General features: G+C 57.4%; 17 protein-coding genes. 12 read left to right on the top strand and 5 right to left on the bottom strand.

The window, feature by feature from the left end; all coding sequences use genetic code 11:
* Positions 1-118 precede the first annotated feature (118 nt).
* Entirely contained in the window at positions 119-175 is a 57-nt protein-coding gene (gene ysgD, locus APT89_RS24585) for a YsgD/CorL family protein (RefSeq protein ID WP_212743980.1), read from the top strand.
* Between the two features lie 150 nt (positions 176-325).
* Positions 326-1,276 carry a magnesium/cobalt transporter CorA gene (gene corA, locus APT89_RS11330; RefSeq protein WP_008501540.1) on the top strand — a complete coding sequence of 317 codons (951 nt, stop codon included), beginning with the start codon at positions 326-328 and terminating at the stop codon, positions 1,274-1,276.
* Positions 1,277-1,318: 42 nt separating this feature from the next.
* Here the strand turns inward: corA and rarD are convergent, their stop codons facing one another.
* Both rarD and yigI read right to left on the bottom strand, forming a co-directional pair.
* A complete protein-coding gene (gene rarD / locus APT89_RS11325) occupies positions 1,319-2,215 on the bottom strand; it encodes an EamA family transporter RarD (RefSeq protein WP_048959726.1) in 897 nt (298 codons plus the stop codon).
* 51 nt (positions 2,216-2,266) lie between these two features.
* Positions 2,267-2,734 (bottom strand): acyl-CoA thioesterase YigI, encoded by a 468-nt coding sequence (gene yigI, locus APT89_RS11320; protein WP_028014789.1) that lies wholly within the window; start codon positions 2,732-2,734, stop codon positions 2,267-2,269.
* A 162-nt stretch (positions 2,735-2,896) separates the two neighbouring features.
* On the opposite strand from yigI, the gene pldA reads away from it, so the two are divergent.
* The 3 genes from pldA (at position 2,897) to rhtC (ending at position 6,368) form a co-directional block, all read left to right on the top strand.
* Positions 2,897-3,766, top strand: coding sequence for a phospholipase A (gene pldA, locus APT89_RS11315; RefSeq protein WP_060572381.1), 870 nt, complete (start codon positions 2,897-2,899; stop codon positions 3,764-3,766).
* 90 nt (positions 3,767-3,856) lie between these two features.
* Positions 3,857-5,686, top strand: a complete 1,830-nt coding sequence (recQ, locus tag APT89_RS11310; protein ID WP_032644788.1) for an ATP-dependent DNA helicase RecQ — start codon at positions 3,857-3,859, stop codon at positions 5,684-5,686.
* Positions 5,687-5,747: 61 nt separating this feature from the next.
* Positions 5,748-6,368, top strand: a complete 621-nt coding sequence (gene rhtC / locus APT89_RS11305; RefSeq protein ID WP_010426287.1) for a threonine export protein RhtC — start codon at positions 5,748-5,750, stop codon at positions 6,366-6,368.
* Here rhtC and rhtB read toward each other — a convergent pair.
* Positions 6,365-6,985, bottom strand: coding sequence for a homoserine/homoserine lactone efflux protein (gene rhtB / locus APT89_RS11300; protein WP_028014786.1), 621 nt, complete (start codon positions 6,983-6,985; stop codon positions 6,365-6,367). The genes rhtC and rhtB overlap by 4 nt on opposite strands.
* A 111-nt stretch (positions 6,986-7,096) precedes the next feature.
* Here rhtB and pldB point away from each other — a divergent pair, with 111 nt between their 5' ends.
* The 3 genes from pldB (at position 7,097) to APT89_RS11285 (ending at position 9,897) form a co-directional block, all read left to right on the top strand.
* Positions 7,097-8,089, top strand: coding sequence for a lysophospholipase L2 (pldB, locus tag APT89_RS11295; protein ID WP_041911835.1), 993 nt, complete (start codon positions 7,097-7,099; stop codon positions 8,087-8,089).
* Positions 8,090-8,114: 25 nt separating this feature from the next.
* On the top strand, positions 8,115-8,915 hold the full coding sequence (gene yigL, locus APT89_RS11290; protein ID WP_028014784.1) for a sugar/pyridoxal phosphate phosphatase YigL: 801 nt from the start codon (positions 8,115-8,117) through the stop codon (positions 8,913-8,915).
* Between the two features lie 82 nt (positions 8,916-8,997).
* The gene (locus tag APT89_RS11285; protein WP_032644934.1) at positions 8,998-9,897 is read left to right on the top strand and encodes a carboxylate/amino acid/amine transporter; all 900 of its coding nucleotides are present in this window, start codon (positions 8,998-9,000) and stop codon (positions 9,895-9,897) included.
* Here the strand turns inward: APT89_RS11285 and metR are convergent.
* On the bottom strand, positions 9,785-10,738 hold the full coding sequence (metR, locus tag APT89_RS11280; RefSeq protein ID WP_028014783.1) for an HTH-type transcriptional regulator MetR: 954 nt from the start codon (positions 10,736-10,738) through the stop codon (positions 9,785-9,787). The genes APT89_RS11285 and metR overlap by 113 nt on opposite strands.
* A gap of 115 nt (positions 10,739-10,853) precedes the next feature.
* Here metR and metE point away from each other — a divergent pair, with 115 nt between their 5' ends.
* Positions 10,854-13,115 (top strand): 5-methyltetrahydropteroyltriglutamate--homocysteine S-methyltransferase, encoded by a 2,262-nt coding sequence (gene metE / locus APT89_RS11275; RefSeq protein WP_060572379.1) that lies wholly within the window; start codon positions 10,854-10,856, stop codon positions 13,113-13,115.
* A gap of 44 nt (positions 13,116-13,159) precedes the next feature.
* On the opposite strand, the gene APT89_RS11270 is transcribed toward metE, so the two are convergent.
* Complete coding sequence (locus tag APT89_RS11270; RefSeq protein WP_059355313.1) at positions 13,160-13,966, bottom strand: dienelactone hydrolase family protein; 807 nt, start codon at positions 13,964-13,966, stop codon at positions 13,160-13,162.
* A gap of 255 nt (positions 13,967-14,221) precedes the next feature.
* On the opposite strand from APT89_RS11270, the gene udp reads away from it, so the two are divergent.
* The 3 genes from udp (at position 14,222) to ubiE (ending at position 17,402) form a co-directional block, all read left to right on the top strand.
* The gene (udp, locus tag APT89_RS11265) at positions 14,222-14,983 is read left to right on the top strand and encodes a uridine phosphorylase (RefSeq protein WP_003860792.1); all 762 of its coding nucleotides are present in this window, start codon (positions 14,222-14,224) and stop codon (positions 14,981-14,983) included.
* A gap of 139 nt (positions 14,984-15,122) precedes the next feature.
* Positions 15,123-16,580, top strand: a complete 1,458-nt coding sequence (rmuC, locus tag APT89_RS11260; protein ID WP_060572376.1) for a DNA recombination protein RmuC — start codon at positions 15,123-15,125, stop codon at positions 16,578-16,580.
* A gap of 66 nt (positions 16,581-16,646) precedes the next feature.
* The gene (gene ubiE / locus APT89_RS11255) at positions 16,647-17,402 is read left to right on the top strand and encodes a bifunctional demethylmenaquinone methyltransferase/2-methoxy-6-polyprenyl-1,4-benzoquinol methylase UbiE (RefSeq protein ID WP_028014779.1); all 756 of its coding nucleotides are present in this window, start codon (positions 16,647-16,649) and stop codon (positions 17,400-17,402) included.
* The last annotated feature ends 4 nt before the right edge of the window (positions 17,403-17,406 follow it).

The raw sequence follows: 17,406 nt of genomic DNA, 5'->3' as shown, positions 1-17,406 counted from the left end.
TCTGCTAGCCTTATACGTTGAAGGTCAATTAATGCCCTTCAGCGTTCCGTTGCGTGTTGACGCCACAGTTACTGCTGGCGTAACATGCGCGCACGATTACGCTAAGAGGACATTCGCCTTGGACACACCCAGTAGATACTGGCTCAATTCCCTGTCATCCAGGAACAACTCCTAAGGCTATCTCCTCATGCTGATGGCCTTAGTGGTTGTCAGCGACTGCATTATTCCCGTCGCGCTGAGTCAGGCTGTTTAATGGTCTGAAACCCAATTTGTTTCTGTGTGCCCACCGAACTGTCCGATATTTTTTGCATTGGGAGTCCCGGTCATGTTGAGCGCATTTCAACTCGAAAATAACCGACTGACTCGGCTTGAAGCCGAAGAGTCACAGCCCCTCATTGATGCCGTATGGGTGGATCTGGTCGAGCCGGACGACGATGAACGCCTTCGCGTACAATCTGAGCTGGGGCAAAGCCTGGCAACCCGCCCGGAACTGGAAGACATCGAAGCCTCCGCGCGTTTCTTTGAAGATGAAGACGGCCTGCACATTCACTCCTTCTTCTTCTTTGAAGATGCGGAAGATCACGCGGGCAACTCCACCGTGGCGTTTACCATTCGCGACGGTCGTCTGTTTACTCTGCGTGAACGCGAACTGCCGGCATTCCGTCTCTACCGCATGCGCGCCCGCAGCCAGGCGATGGTGGACGGTAACGCTTACGAGCTGCTGCTCGATCTGTTCGAGACTAAAATTGAACAGCTGGCGGATGAAATTGAAAACATCTACAGCGATCTGGAAAAGCTGAGCCGCGTGATCATGGAAGGCCATCAGGGGGATGAGTACGACGAAGCGCTTTCGACGCTGGCAGAGCTGGAAGATATCGGCTGGAAGGTGCGTTTGTGTCTGATGGATACCCAGCGCGCGCTGAACTTCCTGGTGCGCAAGGCGCGTCTGCCGGGCGGTCAGCTGGAGCAGGCGCGTGAGATCTTACGCGATATCGAATCTCTGCTGCCGCACAACGAATCCCTGTTCCAGAAGGTGAACTTCCTGATGCAGGCGGCGATGGGCTTTATCAACATCGAGCAGAACCGCATCATCAAGATCTTCTCGGTAGTGTCCGTGGTGTTCCTGCCGCCGACGCTGGTGGCGTCCAGCTACGGAATGAACTTCGAGTTTATGCCGGAGCTGAAGTGGAGCTTTGGCTACCCAGGGGCGATTATCTTCATGATCCTCGCCGGGCTGGCACCGTATCTGTACTTTAAGCGTCGGAACTGGCTGTAAAATCTGGCGGGTGGCGCTGCGCTTACCCGCCCTACAAAACACCTACATTCCTCTGCGGGTTCTGCGCTGGGTATAAATCGCATCGGCGACGAAAATCGCCAGCGCCACCCAGATAAAGGCGAAGGTCACCATCTTATCCGCACCCGGCACTTCGCCGTAAAACACCACCGCCAGCAGGAACATCAGCGTCGGGCCAATGTACTGGAAGAAGCCCAGCGTGGAGAGGCGCAGGCGCGTTGCCGCACCGGTGAAGCACAGCAGCGGAATGGTGGTCACTACGCCCGCCGCCATCAGCATCAGGTTCAGCGACCACGGGTTGCTGCCCATATGGCTGGTGGCGCTGTCGGCGATACCGAACAGATAGATCGCCGCCACCGGCAGCAGCCACAGGGTTTCAAACAGCATCCCGGTTTGCGCTTCCACCGCAATTTTCTTACGTACCAGGCCGTAAAAAGCAAAGCTGAACGCCAGACCGAGGGCGATAACCGGCAGCGAGCCAAACGTCCACAGCTGCACCAGCACGCCGCAGAAGGCGAGAATCACCGCCACCCACTGCATCCGGCGGAAGCGTTCGCCGAGGAAAATCATCCCCAGCACGATATTCACCAGCGGGTTAATGAAGTACCCCAGGCTCGCTTCGAGCATGTGGTGGTTATTCACCGCCCAGATAAACAGCAGCCAGTTGCCGCCGATCAGCACCGCAGAAAGCGCCAGCAGGAAGACCTTTTTAGGGGTTTGCAGCAGCGTTTTAACGCCGGACCACTGACGGCTGATGCTCATCAGCGCGATCATAAAGAAAAACGACCAGATGACGCGGTGAGTGAGGATCTCGTCGGCCGGAACATAGGCGATAAATTTGAAGTACGCCGGGGCGATACCCCAAATAAAATAAGCGGCAAGGGCGAGTAAAACGCCCTGCCGCGTCTGTTTAGCATCCATCGGGAAAATCCGTTACAAAAAAGTGAATCAATTTTACCCGAATTTGCCGCCTCAACCCACCATATAAGTGGCGGTTGCGCTGGCGATATAAACCTGCTCCTCGTTATGCAGCTCAACGCGGGCAACGGCAACTTTGTTCCCGGCACGCAGCAGGCTGCTGGTGCAGGTAAAGCGGTTTCCGCGCCCCGGGCGAAGATAGTCGACGCGTAAATCAATGGTGCCCATGCGCGCCAGACGCTGGCGGAGTTCATCTTCGTTGATGGTGTCATGGCGCGTCAGCGTACTGCCCACGCAGACCAGGCCTGCCGCCACGTCCAGCGCGGAGGCAATCACCCCGCCGTGCAGAATACTTTGCGCCCAGTTACCCACCATCATCGGCTGGTTGTTGAAACTCAGCTGGGCAAACTCTTTCTCATAACGCTCCAGCTCAAGACCCAGCGCACGGTTAAACGGCATATGGTAAACAAAAATCTCGCCCACGAGTTTTAACACTTCTTCGGCGGTAAGCATGGCTGACATGAGACATTACATCCTTATTGTTAATGAAATGTTGATTTTATGCTTCAGCAATAAGGAATTCCACTTTCAGAAACGAGGATGCAGCAGTTATCGCAGAAGTCTGTAGAATGTTCGCCTCATAACTATTCAGGTAATTTTACTCTTTGCAGGAGAACACCACCGATGCGGACGTATCTGGCCTGGTTACTGGCGGCGGTTGCGCTGCCCCTCACAGCATATGCGCAGGAAGCGACGATTAAAGAAGTCCATGATAAACCTGCCGTTAAGGGCAGCATTATCGCCAATATGCTGCAGGAGCATGACAATCCGTTCACGCTCTACCCGTATGACACGAACTACGTGATTTATACCCAAACCAGCGATCTCAACAAAGAGGCGATAAGCTCCTATAACTGGTCTGATAATGCGCGTAAGGATGAGGTGAAGTTCCAGCTTAGCCTCGCGTTCCCGTTCTGGCGCGGCATCCTGGGGCCGAACTCGGTGCTTGGGGGCTCTTACACGCAGAAGTCCTGGTGGCAGCTCTCTAACAGCGGGGAATCCTCGCCGTTTCGCGAAACCAACTACGAGCCGCAGCTGTTCCTCGGCTTCGCAACGGATTATGAATTCGCCGGCTGGACGCTGCGTGACGTCGAAGTGGGCTTTAATCACGACTCCAACGGCCGCTCTGATCCAACCTCGCGTAGCTGGAACCGCGCCTATACGCGTCTGATGGCGCAGAACGGTAACTGGATGGTGGAGGTGAAGCCGTGGTATGTGGTGGGCAGCACCGATGACAACCCGGACATCACCAAATACATGGGCTACTACCAGCTCAAGGTCGGCTACCAGCTTGGTGATGCCGTGCTGAGCGCGAAGGGGCAGTACAACTGGAACACCGGCTACGGCGGTGCGGAGCTCGGTCTGAGCTACCCGGTGACGAAGCACGTGCGTCTCTATACCCAGGTGTATAGCGGCTACGGCGAGTCGCTGATCGACTACAACTTCAATCAGACTCGCGTTGGCGTGGGCGTAATGCTGAACGATATTCTCTAAGCTGCTCGAATGTTTTTGCGTTAAACGTTGAAGTTTCTCTCTCAGGCGCTGAAAATAGCGCCTGTTTTATTTTTCGCAAATGGGGTTAACGTGGCGCAGGCGGAAGTATTGAATCAGGAGTCGCTGGCTAAACAGGTTTTGCATGAAACCTTTGGCTACCAGCAGTTCCGCCCCGGCCAGGAAACCATCATTGAAACCGTGCTGGAAGGCCGAGACTGCCTGGTGGTGATGCCGACCGGCGGCGGTAAATCCCTCTGTTATCAGGTGCCCGCGCTGGTGCTTAACGGCCTGACGGTCGTGGTATCCCCGCTCATTTCCCTGATGAAAGACCAGGTTGACCAGCTGCTCGCCAACGGCGTGGCGGCGGCCTGCCTGAACTCGACGCAAACCCGCGAGCAGCAGCAAGAGGTGATGGCCGGATGCCGCACCGGGCAGATCCGCCTGCTGTATATCGCGCCAGAGCGCCTGATGCTCGATAACTTCCTCGACCATCTCGCGCACTGGAACCCGGTCCTGCTGGCGGTGGATGAAGCCCACTGTATCTCCCAGTGGGGACACGATTTCCGTCCGGAATACGCTGCCCTCGGCCAGCTGCGTCAGCGCTTCCCTGAACTGCCGTTTATGGCGCTTACCGCCACGGCGGACGACACCACGCGTCTGGACATTGTTCGCCTGCTGGGGCTGAACGACCCGTATATTCAGGTCAGCAGCTTCGACCGCCCGAACATCCGCTACATGCTGATGGAAAAATTCAAGCCGCTGGACCAGCTCCTGCGCTACGTTCAGGAGCAGCGCGGCAAGTCCGGTATCATCTACTGCAACAGCCGTGCGAAGGTGGAAGACACCGCCGCGCGTCTGCAAAACCGTGGCTTTAGCGCCGCGGCCTATCACGCCGGGCTGGAGAACCACATCCGCGCCGACGTGCAGGAGAAATTCCAGCGCGACGACCTGCAAATCGTGGTCGCAACGGTGGCGTTCGGGATGGGGATCAACAAGCCCAACGTGCGCTTTGTGGTGCATTTCGACATTCCGCGCAATATCGAATCCTACTATCAGGAGACCGGCCGCGCCGGGCGTGACGGCCTGCCTGCGGAAGCGATGCTGTTTTATGATCCGGCCGATATGGCGTGGCTGCGCCGTTGTCTGGAAGAGAAGCCCCAGGGACAACTCCAGGACATCGAGCGCCACAAGCTCAACGCGATGGGTGCCTTCGCTGAAGCGCAAACCTGCCGCCGTCTGGTGCTGCTCAACTACTTTGGTGAAGGGCGACAGGAGCCGTGCGGCAACTGCGATATCTGCCTCGATCCGCCAAAGCAGTACGATGGGCTGATGGACGCGCGCAAAGCGCTCTCGACCATTTACCGCGTGAATCAACGCTTCGGGATGGGCTACGTGGTGGAAGTGCTGCGCGGTGCCAATAACCAGCGTATCCGCGACATGGGGCACGACAAGCTGCCGGTTTACGGCATCGGTAAAGACCAGAGCCACGAGCACTGGGTCAGCATTATTCGTCAGCTGATCCACCTCGGCTTTGCCACACAGAACATTGCCCAGCACTCCGCGCTACAGCTGACCGAAGCAGCGCGTCCGGTGCTGCGCGGTGACGTTGAGCTCAAGCTCGCCGTGCCGCGCGTGGTCGCCCTCAAGCCGCGCGTGATGCAGAAATCCTACGGCGGTAACTACGACCGCAAGCTGTTTGCCAAGCTCCGCAAGCTGCGTAAAGCTATCGCTGACGAAGAGAACATCCCGCCATACGTGGTGTTCAACGACGCGACGCTGATAGAGATGGCTGAGCAGATGCCGCTCAGCGCCAGCGAAATGCTCAGCGTTAACGGCGTGGGGACGCGTAAGCTGGAGCGCTTCGGTAAAGAGTTTATGGCGCTTATCCGCTCTCACGCCGATGGTGACGACGAGGAGTAGTCAGACGGGCGAAAAAGTGCCAGGATGATGACTCACTGAATTATTTCCCCGCGAGCTAATTATGTTAATGCTATTTCTCACCGTGGCGTTAGTGCACATCGTTGCGCTGATGAGCCCTGGCCCAGACTTTTTCTTCGTGTCGCAAACTGCCGTCAGCCGCTCCCGCAAAGAGGCGATGATGGGCGTGCTCGGTATTACCATGGGCGTTATGGTCTGGGCGGCGGTCGCGCTGCTCGGTCTGAACCTGATCCTGGCGAAGATGGCGTGGCTGCATAACATCATTATGGTTGGCGGCGGGCTGTACCTGTGCTGGATGGGCTACCAGATGCTGCGCGGGGCGCTGAAGAAAGAAGAGAAAAAGCCAGAAGAGCCAAAGGTAGAGCTGGCAACGGGCGGCCGCAGCTTTGTAAAAGGGCTCCTGACTAACCTGGCAAACCCGAAAGCGATTATCTATTTCGGATCCGTGTTCTCGCTGTTTGTGGGTGACAGCGTCGGCGCAGGCGCGCGCTGGGGGATCTTCCTGCTGATCGTTGTTGAGACGTTCGCCTGGTTCACTATTGTTGCCAGCCTGTTCGCCTTACCGGCGATGCGCCGCGGCTATCAGCGCATCGCGAAGTGGATCGACGGCTTCGCCGGCGCGCTGTTCGCCGGCTTCGGCATTCATCTCATCATCTCTCGCTAAGCATGACGCGCTGACGCAAGCAGCGCGCCCACCAGCATAAACAGCGAACCAAAGACTTTGTTCAGGGCCTTCATCTGCTTAGGCCCTTTGATCCACGCCGCTATCCGCTGCGCCAGCGTCGCGTAACCAATCATCACGATGATATCGACAATAATGGTGGTCGCGCCCAGCACCACGTACTGCATCACCTGAGGCTGATGTGGCACGATAAACTGTGGGAACAGGGCGGCGAGGAACACGATGCTTTTCGGGTTCGTCAGGTTCACGAACACCGCGCGCTTAAACAGGTGGCCGCGCGTTTGCGTCCTGGAGAGCGTATTCAGGTCAATCGAGCCTGCCGCGCGCCACTGCTGGATACCGAGCCAAATCAGATACGCCGCACCGGCCCACTTCAGCACTTCAAACGCCAGCACCGAACGAGAGAACAGCGTCCCCAGACCAATCCCCACCAGCACAATATGAATGCCGAGCCCGGTCTGTAAACCGGCAATGGACGCCGCCGCACCGCGATAGCCGTGGTTGATGGAGGTGGTCATAGTGTTAATGGCGCCAGAGCCGGGTGAAAGGCTAAGGATGATTGATGTCAGCAGGTAGGCGAACCACCACTCGAAGGTCATTTGAAGCTCCCGAACCGTCTATTTTTATGCCACAATACGCTATTGTTGAGTCATTTTGTGACCAGTGACGAAAAAAAACGATATTCCCTGGATTACGTGAGTGGAAACCCAATGTTTCAGCAGAAAAAGGACTGGGAAACACGAGAAAACGCGTTTGCTGCTTTCTCAATGGGGCCGCTGACCGATTTCTGGCGGCAGCGTGAGGAAGACGAGTTTACGGGCGTCGGTGGCATCCCGGTGCGCTTCGTTCGCTTCCGCAATGAAAAAAATGACCGGGTGATCGTGGTCTGCCCCGGGCGTATCGAAAGCTACGTTAAATATGCCGAACTGGCCTACGACTTGGTCAACATGGGGTTTGACGTGCTGATCATCGACCACCGTGGACAGGGGCTGTCCGGGCGCATGCTGCCGGATACGCACCGCGGGCATGTGGATCACTTCAGCGATTATGTCGACGATTTTGCCGCGTTCTGGCAGCAGGAAGTTCAGCCCGGCCCCTGGCGCAAGCGGTACATCCTTGCGCACTCCATGGGCGGCGCCATTTCGACGCTGTTTTTGCAGCGGTATGAGCACCAGTGCGACGCCATTGCGCTCACCGCGCCGATGTACGGTATTGTCATTCGTTTTCCCGACTGGATGGTGCGCCATCTTCTCGACTGGGCTGAGGGCCATCAGCGCATTCGTGAAGGCTATGCCATCGGAACCGGACGCTGGCGCGCTTTGCCGTTCGCCATCAACGTCTTAACCCACAGTCGGCAGCGCTATCGCCGCAACCTGCGCTTTTATGCCGATGAACCGCGCTTGCGCGTCGGCGGCCCGACCTGGCACTGGGTGCGTGAGGGTATTCTGGCCGGTGAGCAGGTGCTGGCAGGCGTAGGCGATGATGACACGCCGACGCTTCTGATTCAGGCGGAGGAAGAGCGTGTGGTGGATAACCGCATGCATGACCGCTATTGTGAACTGCGCGCTGCCGCCGGTCACCCTTGTGAAGGGGGTAAACCGCTGGTCATCAACGGCGCGTACCATGAGATCCTTTTTGAAAAGGACGCTATGCGCTCAGTCGCGCTTAACGCCATCGTCGAGTTTTTCGACCGGCATAACTGATTTTCTATTGAGGTTAAATTTTCCTATGTACCAGGTTGTTGCATCTGATTTAGATGGCACGCTGCTTTCCCCCGACCACACCCTGTCGCCTTATGCGAAAGAGACCTTAAAGCTTCTGACCGCCCGTGGCGTGAACTTTGTGTTCGCTACCGGCCGCCACCACGTGGACGTGGGGCAGATCCGCGATAATCTGGAGATCAAGTCGTACATGATCACCTCCAACGGTGCGCGCGTGCATGATACCGACGGCAACCTGATCTTCACCCATAACCTGGATCGCGATATTGCTGCCGATCTCTTCGGCGTGGTGCATAACAATCCGGCTATCGTCACCAACGTATACCGTGACGACGAATGGTTCATGAACCGCCACCGCCCGGATGAAATGCGTTTCTTCAAGGAAGCGGTATTCAACTACTCCCTGTATGAGCCGGGCCTGCTGGATCCAGAGGGGATCAGCAAGGTGTTCTTCACCTGCGACAGCCACGAAGAGCTGCTGCCGCTTGAGCAGGCGATCAACGCCCGCTGGGGCGATCGCGTCAACGTGAGCTTCTCTACCCTGACCTGTCTGGAAGTGATGGCGGGCGGCGTTTCTAAAGGTCACGCGCTCGAAGCGGTTGCGAAACGTCTGGGCTTCGCGCTTAAAGACTGTATCGCCTTTGGCGACGGCATGAACGACGCCGAGATGCTCTCTATGGCGGGCAAAGGCTGCATCATGGAAAACGCGCACCAGCGCCTGAAGGATCTGCATCCGGAGCTGGAGGTCATCGGCACCAACGCAGACAACGCGGTACCGAAATACCTGCGCAAACTGTTCCTTGAATAATCTTCATTCGGTTGTTTATTGTTCAGTTGTCAACTAAAGAGTTCGCTACAATGCCTGTCCTTCTTTCTGAGAGACAAGCATTGTGGCGCTACTCATTATCACCACTATCCTGTGGGCCTTCTCCTTTAGCCTGATTGGCGAATACCTTGCCGGTTCGGTCGACAGCTACTTCTCGGTGCTAATGCGCGTGGGGCTGGCGGCGCTGGTGTTTCTGCCGTTCCTGCGCACGCGCGGGCAATCGCTGAAAACCATTCTGCTGTACATGCTGGTGGGGGCGATGCAGCTTGGCATCATGTATCTGTTCAGCTTCCGGGCTTACGTCTACCTGTCCGTCTCCGAATTCCTGCTCTTTACCGTGCTGACGCCGCTCTATATCACCCTGATCTACGACCTGCTCAGCAGGCGCCGTCTGCGCTGGGGATATCTGCTAAGCGCCGCGCTGGCGGTTATTGGCGCGGCGATCATTCGCTACGACAAAGTTAGCGATCACTTCTGGACAGGGCTGATGTTCGTCCAGCTTGCCAACATCAGCTTTGCCATTGGTATGGTGGGCTACAAGCGCCTGATGGAAACCCGCCCGATGCCGCAGCACAACGCGTTTGCGTGGTTCTATATGGGTGCGGCGATCGTCGCGGTGGCGGCGTGGTTTATGCTCGGCAACCCGCAAAAGCTGCCGACCACCACCGTGCAGTGGAGCGTTCTGGTCTGGCTGGGCGTGGTGGCGTCGGGGCTGGGGTACTTTATGTGGAACTACGGCGCTACGCAGGTAGACGCCGGTACGCTGGGGATCATGAACAACGTGCACGTCCCGGCGGGGCTGCTGGTGAACCTTGCCATCTGGCAGGAACAGCCGCACTGGCCGAGCTTCCTTATTGGGGGGGCGGTGATCCTGGCTTCACTGTGGGTCCATCGCCGCTGGGTCGCTCCGCGCTCCGCACAAACGGAAGATGGTCGCACGCGTGGTTCCGCGCTGAGCGAATAAACGCCTCCGTAACCGGCTGACGCTGCTCGCCATCGCGCACGGCGGCGTACAACCGGCTCCACAGTCCTTCCCCCAGGGTTTTGGTGACCACCAGACCCTGGCGTTCAAAGCTCTCAACCACCCAGTGCGGCAGCGCCGCGATACCCATGCTGGCCGCCACCATCTGGATCAGCAGCAGGGTGTTATCCACGCTTTTCAGTTGAGGGCTGATGCCTGCCGGCTGCAGAAAATGACGCCAGATATCCAGGCGGCTGCGCTGAACCGGGTAAATCAGCAGCGTTTCTGTCGCCAGATCTTCCGGCGTAATGCGCGTTTTGGCCGCCAGCGGATGGTCCGGCGCCAGCACCAGACGCACCTCAAAATCAAACATCGGCGAATAGTGCAGGCCGCTGCGCGGCAGGATGTCGGACGTCATCACCAGATCCAGCTCGCCCTGCTGGAGCGAGGGCTGCGGGTCGAACGTCACGCCGGATTTAAAGTCCATCTCCACCTGCGGCCACTTCTGGCGAAAGTTCTCAAGCGCGGGGGTCAGCCACTGAATACAGCTGTGGCACTCAATGGCGATCCGCAGTTTGGTCTGCTGCGGCTCGTTACACGCCTGCAGCGCGCTGGCGATCTGCGGCAGTACCTGATTCGCCAGTTGAAGAAGAATTTCACCCTGCGGCGTAAAGCGCAAAGGCTGGCTCTTACGCACAAAAAGACGAAATCCGAGGCGTTGTTCCAGATCGCTGAACTGGTGAGAAAGGGCGGACTGGGTCTGGTGCAGCGTGGCCGCTGCCGCCGCTAGCGAACCGCAGTTCCGCAACGCTTGTAGCGTTTTCAGGTGTTTAATCTCGATCATGAAAGTCCTTCACTCCGCCATGAACATTTTGCGCTTGAGGAATATACAGTACCTGCCAATTATAGATGTGTAAACATCTGGACGTCTAAATAACAAATTTCACAAGGGGCATACCATGACAATCCGCACTCACACTCTCGGTTTTCCTCGCGTTGGCCTGCGTCGCGAGCTGAAAAAAGCGCAAGAAAGCTACTGGGCGGGCAACGCCACCCGTGAAGAACTGCTGGCGGTGGGGCGGGAGCTGCGCGCCCGTCACTGGGATCAGCAAAAACAGGCGGGTATTGACCTGCTGCCTGTGGGCGATTTCGCCTGGTACGACCATGTTCTGACGACCAGCCTGCTGCTGGGCAACGTGCCGGCTCGTCATCAGAACAAAGATGGATCGGTGGATATCGACACCCTGTTCCGCATCGGCCGTGGCCGCGCGCCAACGGGTGAGCCAGCGGCAGCGGCGGAAATGACCAAGTGGTTTAACACCAACTATCACTATATGGTGCCGGAGTTCGTCAAAGGTCAGCAGTTTACGCTGGCCTGGACGCAGCTTCTGGACGAAGTGGATGAAGCACTGGCGCTGGGTCACCAGGTGAAGCCCGTATTGCTGGGGCCGGTAACCTACCTGTGGCTGGGTAAAGTGAAGGGCGAACAATTTGACCGCCTCAGCCTGCTGAACGATATTCTGCCGGTCTATAAGCAGGTGCTGATTGAGCTGGGCAAGCGCGGCATTCAGTGGGTGCAAATCGACGAACCCGCGCTGGTGCTGGAGCTGCCGCAGGAGTGGCTCGATGCCTTCAAACCGGCGTATGATGCGCTCACCGGACAGGTGAAGCTGCTGCTGACCACCTATTTCGAGGGCGTGACGCCGAACCTCGACACTATCACCGCGCTGCCGGTTCAGGGCCTGCACGTTGACCTGGTTCACGGTAAGGACGATGTCGCAGAGCTGCACAAGCGCCTGCCTGAGGAGTGGTTGCTCTCCGCCGGTCTGGTCAACGGCCGTAACGTCTGGCGCGCCGATCTGACCGAGAAATACGCCCAAATTAAAGACATCGTCGGCAAACGTGAGCTGTGGGTGGCTTCATCCTGCTCGCTGCTGCACAGTCCTATCGATCTGAGCGTGGAGACCCGTCTCGACCCTGAAGTAAAAAGCTGGTTTGCCTTCGCCCTGCAAAAATGTGAAGAGCTGGCACTGCTGCGCGACGCGCTCAACAGCGGCGACACGGCGGCGATTACCGACTGGAGCGCACCGATTCAGGCGCGTCGTCACTCGGCTCGCGTGCACAACCCGGCGGTAGAAAAACGTCTGGCGGCCATCACCGCCGGGGACAGCCAGCGTCAGAGCCCGTACGAGGTACGTGCCGAAGCCCAGCGCGCCCGCTTCAACCTGCCCGCATGGCCGACCACGACCATCGGTTCATTCCCGCAGACTACCGAGATCCGCGGCCTGCGTCTGGACTTCAAAAAGGGCAATCTGGATGCGAATCACTACCGCACCGGCATTGCGGAACACATCAAGCAGGCGATTATCGAGCAGGAACGCCTCGGGCTGGACGTGCTGGTGCACGGTGAAGCCGAGCGTAACGACATGGTGGAATATTTCGGTGAGCACCTGGACGGCTTCGTCTTTACCCAGAACGGCTGGGTACAGAGCTATGGCTCCCGCTGCGTGAAGCCGCCGGTGGTCATTGGCGACGTCAGCCGCCCGGAACCGATCACGGTGGAGTGGGCGAAGTACGCCCAGTCCCTGACCGACAAGCCGGTAAAAGGCATGCTGACCGGCCCGGTGACCATCCTCTGCTGGTCGTTCCCGCGCGAAGACGTGACCCGTGAAACCATCGCCAAACAGATCGCCCTGGCGCTCCGTGATGAAGTGGCGGATCTGGAGGCGGCGGGGATTGGCATCATCCAGATTGACGAACCGGCGCTGCGCGAAGGTTTACCGCTGCGCCGCAGCGACTGGGATTCTTACCTGCAGTGGGGCGTGGAAGCATTCCGCATCAACGCCGCAGTGGCGAAGGACGACACCCAGATCCACACCCATATGTGTTACTGCGAATTTAACGACATTATGGATTCGATTGCCGCGCTGGATGCAGACGTGATCACCATCGAGACCTCGCGTTCAGACATGGAGCTGCTGGAGTCGTTTGAAGAGTTCGACTACCCGAACGAAATTGGGCCGGGCGTGTACGACATTCACTCCCCGAACGTGCCGAGCGTGGAGTGGATTGAGGCGCTGCTTAAAAAAGCCGCTCAGCGTATCCCGGCAGAACGCCTGTGGGTAAACCCGGACTGCGGCCTGAAAACCCGCGGCTGGCCGGAGACGCGTGCGGCGCTCGCCAACATGGTGAAGGCGGCGCAGAACTTACGTCAGGCTTGATGACGCGCAGGCCCGGTAAGGCGCAGCCGCCACCGGGCTTTTTTTTATGCTTTCTTCCCGCCGTACTGGCTAAACCATGCCAGCATTCTCTGCCAGCCATCTTTAGCGGATTCCGCGTGATAGCTCGGACGATAATCGGCATTAAACGCGTGTCCGGCATCGGGATACACCACGATTTCGGCCTTCGCGTTCGCCGCCCGCAGCGCGTGGCGCATCGTCTCGACGGTATCAAGCGGAATGCCGGTATCCTGGCCGCCATATAGCCCTAACACCGGGGCATTGAGATCGGTAGCGATATCAACCGGATGCTTCGGTGAGTTCAGCGTCTTTTCGCCCACCAGTTTGCCGTACCAGGCAACGGCGGCTTTCAGCTGCGGGTTATGCGCGGCATACAGCCAGCTAATGCGTCCACCCCAGCAGAAACCGGTGACCATTAAGCGGTGCGGGTCGCCGCCGTTGCGCGCCGCCCAGCTGGCGACGTGGTCGAGGTCTGCCAGCACCTGCGCGTCCGGCACTTTGCTGACCAGGTTGCTGAACAGCGTCGGGATATCACTGTAGTCATTCGGATCGCCCTGACGGAAGTAGAGCTCTGGCGCAACGGCCAGATAACCCTCCAGCGCCAGGCGGCGGCAGAGGTCGCGAATATGTTCGTGAACGCCGAAAATCTCCTGAACCACAATCACGATGGGCAGCGGGCCGTCTGCTGACTTTGGCCGCGCGTGCCAGGCAGGCATATTTTCTCCCTGAGAGGGGATGGAGGTCTCGCCCGTTGTAATGGCCTCTTCTGAGGTTGAGACGATGGTTGAAGCATGCGGAGCCGCAGCAGGTGCAAATCCGGTTTTTTCAGTCATGGCATTCTCCGTACCAATGAGTTAGCGCAAAGGTAAATATAGTCACCAGGTTAACAACTCACAGTGCCTTAAACGGTCTATCTTTTGTGCAGCACCTGACGATATAACTTGTTAATGTGATGTAAATCACTTTTTTATGGAAATTCAATGCAATCATTTTCATTCATGGTGAGATGCGTCACGAAATTATGCTTACCGCTTCTGTAAAGTACCGTTTTACTTCTTCTGACTAACCGACCCACAGAGGAGTCACCTATGTCTAAGTCTGATGTTTTTCATCTCGGCCTCACTAAAAACGATTTACAAGGGGCTACGCTCGCTATCGTCCCTGGCGACCCAGAGCGTGTGGAAAAGATCGCCGCGCTGATGGATAAGCCGGTCAAGCTGGCTGCCCATCGTGAATTCACCACCTGGCGCGCAGAGCTGGATGGCAAAGCGGTGATTGTGTGCTCTACCGGTATCGGTGGCCCGTCTACCTCTATCGCCGTGGAAGAGCTGGCGCAGCTGGGCATTCGTACTTTCCTGCGTATCGGCACCACCGGCGCGATTCAGCCGCACATTAACGTGGGCGACGTGCTGGTGACGACCGCTTCCGTGCGTCTGGACGGCGCAAGCCTGCACTTTGCACCGATGGAATTCCCGGCAGTGGCTGACTTCGAGTGCACCACCGCGCTGGTTGAAGCGGCGAAATCCGTGGGCGCAACCACTCACGTGGGCGTAACTGCCTCTTCTGATACCTTCTATCCGGGCCAGGAGCGTTACGACACCTTCTCAGGCCGCGTGGTGAGCCGCTTCAAAGGCTCAATGGAAGAGTGGCAGTCTATGGGCGTGATGAACTACGAGATGGAATCCGCAACGCTGCTGACCATGTGCGCAAGCCAGGGTCTGCGTGCCGGTATGGTGGCGGGCGTTATCGTCAACCGTACCCAGCAGGAGATCCCGAACGCCGAAACCATGAAGCAGACAGAAAGTCACGCGGTGAAAATCGTGGTTGAAGCGGCTCGCCGCCTGATCTAGTTCTCCTCTCTGAGATAAAAGGCCGACGCGTTCGGCCTTTATTTTTTGCGTAGCGCCTCGCAGGAAAACCCTTTCAAACTGGACGTTTATACAGCACAATCTTATTTTGTGCGGGTAATACGTTGATGCAGGGGGCATTGTGGATATATCAATCCTGATTTATGCGGTAATTGCGCTGGCGGGCGTGGCGATAGGCTGGCTGATATCCAGCTATCAGCATGTACAGCAGAAGACCGAGCAGTTGGCTGAACGCGAAGAGATCGTCGCCGATTTAAGCGCCGCAAAACAGCAGCTTGCCCTAAGCGACCACTGGCGCGACGAGTGTGAACTGCTCAATAACGAACTGCGTAACCTGCGTGATATCAACACCTCGCTGGAGGCCGATCTCCGCGAAGTGACTACCCGCCTTGAATCCACCCAGCTGCATGCCGAAGACAAAATCCGCCAGATGATCAACAGCGAGCAGCGCCTCAGCGAGCAGTTCGAGAACCTCGCCAACCGCATTTTCGAGCACAGCAACCGCCGCGTTGATGAGCAAAATCGCCAGAGCCTGAACAGCCTGCTGACGCCGCTGCGCGAACAGCTGGACGGCTTTCGCCGTCAGGTACAGGACAGCTTTGGTCAGGAAGCCCGCGAACGCCACACGCTGGCGCATGAGATCCGCAATCTTCAACAGCTGAATGCCCAGATGGCGCAGGAGGCGGTCAACCTGACGCGGGCGCTGAAAGGCGATAACAAAACCCAGGGTAACTGGGGGGAAGTGGTGCTCACCCGCGTGCTGGAGGCCTCTGGCCTGCGGGAAGGGTATGAATACGAAACGCAGGTGAGTATCGAAAACGATGCCCGCTCGCGAATGCAGCCGGATGTGATTGTGCGTCTGCCGCAGGGCAAAGATGTGGTCATTGACGCCAAAATGACGCTGGTGGCCTATGAGCGCTACTTCAACGCTGAAGATGACTATACGCGCGAATCGGCGCTGCAGGAGCACATTGCCTCCGTGCGTAACCATATTCGCCTGCTGGGTAGAAAGGATTATCAGCAACTGCCGGGGCTGCGCTCGCTGGACTACGTGCTGATGTTTATCCCGGTCGAACCCGCGTTTTTGCTGGCGCTCGACAGACAGCCCGAACTGATCACCGAAGCGCTGAAAAATAACATTATGCTGGTCAGCCCCACCACGCTGCTGGTGGCCTTACGCACCATTGCGAACCTGTGGCGCTATGAGCACCAGAGCCGTAACGCGCAGCAGATTGCCGACCGCGCCAGCAAGCTGTACGACAAAATGCGCCTCTTCGTGGACGACATGTCCTCCGTCGGGCAAAGCCTGGATCGTGCGCAGGATAACTACCGCCAGGCGATGAAAAAGCTCTCCTCCGGGCGTGGCAACCTGCTTGCGCAGGCTGAAGCATTCCGCAGCCTGGGAGTGGAGGTTAAACGCGAGATTAATCCGGAATTGGTCGAACAGGCGACAGCCCAGGACGAAGAGTTCCGACTGCGTGAGGGCGGGGATGAACAAAATTCACCCAGCCAGGACAACGATTTAGCGCCGGATTTATCGCCAGACGAGCAGCCAGCGCGTTTCTTTCGCGGTGGTTGAATCGTAGGGCAATTGCGCCCAATCTGTTACACTTCACGAACATTTGACTGATTAGCAGGCTCTGAAATGGTTGACGATTCACAAGACACGACGCACTTTGGCTTTCAGACTGTAGCCAAAGCGCAGAAAGCTGACATGGTGGCCCACGTATTTCATTCCGTGGCGGCGAAGTACGATGTGATGAATGACTTGATGTCGTTCGGCATTCATCGCTTGTGGAAGCGCTTCACCATCGACTGCAGCGGTGTGCGTCGTGGACAAACGGTTCTCGATCTGGCTGGCGGTACGGGCGATCTGACGGCGAAATTCTCCCGTCTGGTGGGCGAAACCGGTCGCGTTGTACTGGCTGATATTAATGACTCCATGCTTAAAATGGGACGCGAAAAGCTGCGTAACATCGGCGTGGTGGGTAACGTGGAATACGTGCAGGCCAACGCCGAAGCGCTGCCGTTCCCGGACAATACTTTTGACTGCATCACGATTTCCTTCGGTCTGCGTAACGTCACTGATAAAGAAAAAGCGCTGCGCTCCATGTACCGCGTGCTGAAGCCGGGTGGACGCCTGCTGGTGCTCGAGTTCTCTAAACCGATTATCGACCCGCTGAGCAAAGCCTACGACGCCTATTCCTTCCACGTGCTGCCGCGTATTGGCGAACTGGTGGCAAACGACGCGGAAAGCTATCGCTATCTGGCGGAATCAATTCGCATGCATCCGGATCAGGACACCTTAAAAGCCATGATGCAGGATGCGGAATTTGAGAACGTTGAGTACTTCAACATGACGGCGGGTGTCGTCGCGCTGCATCGCGGTTACAAATTCTGAGTGG

Source organism: Enterobacter sp. 50588862 (assembly GCF_001462935.1).
Lineage (GTDB): Bacteria > Pseudomonadota > Gammaproteobacteria > Enterobacterales > Enterobacteriaceae > Enterobacter > Enterobacter bugandensis.
This window is presented reverse-complemented; position numbering and strand designations above follow the sequence as displayed.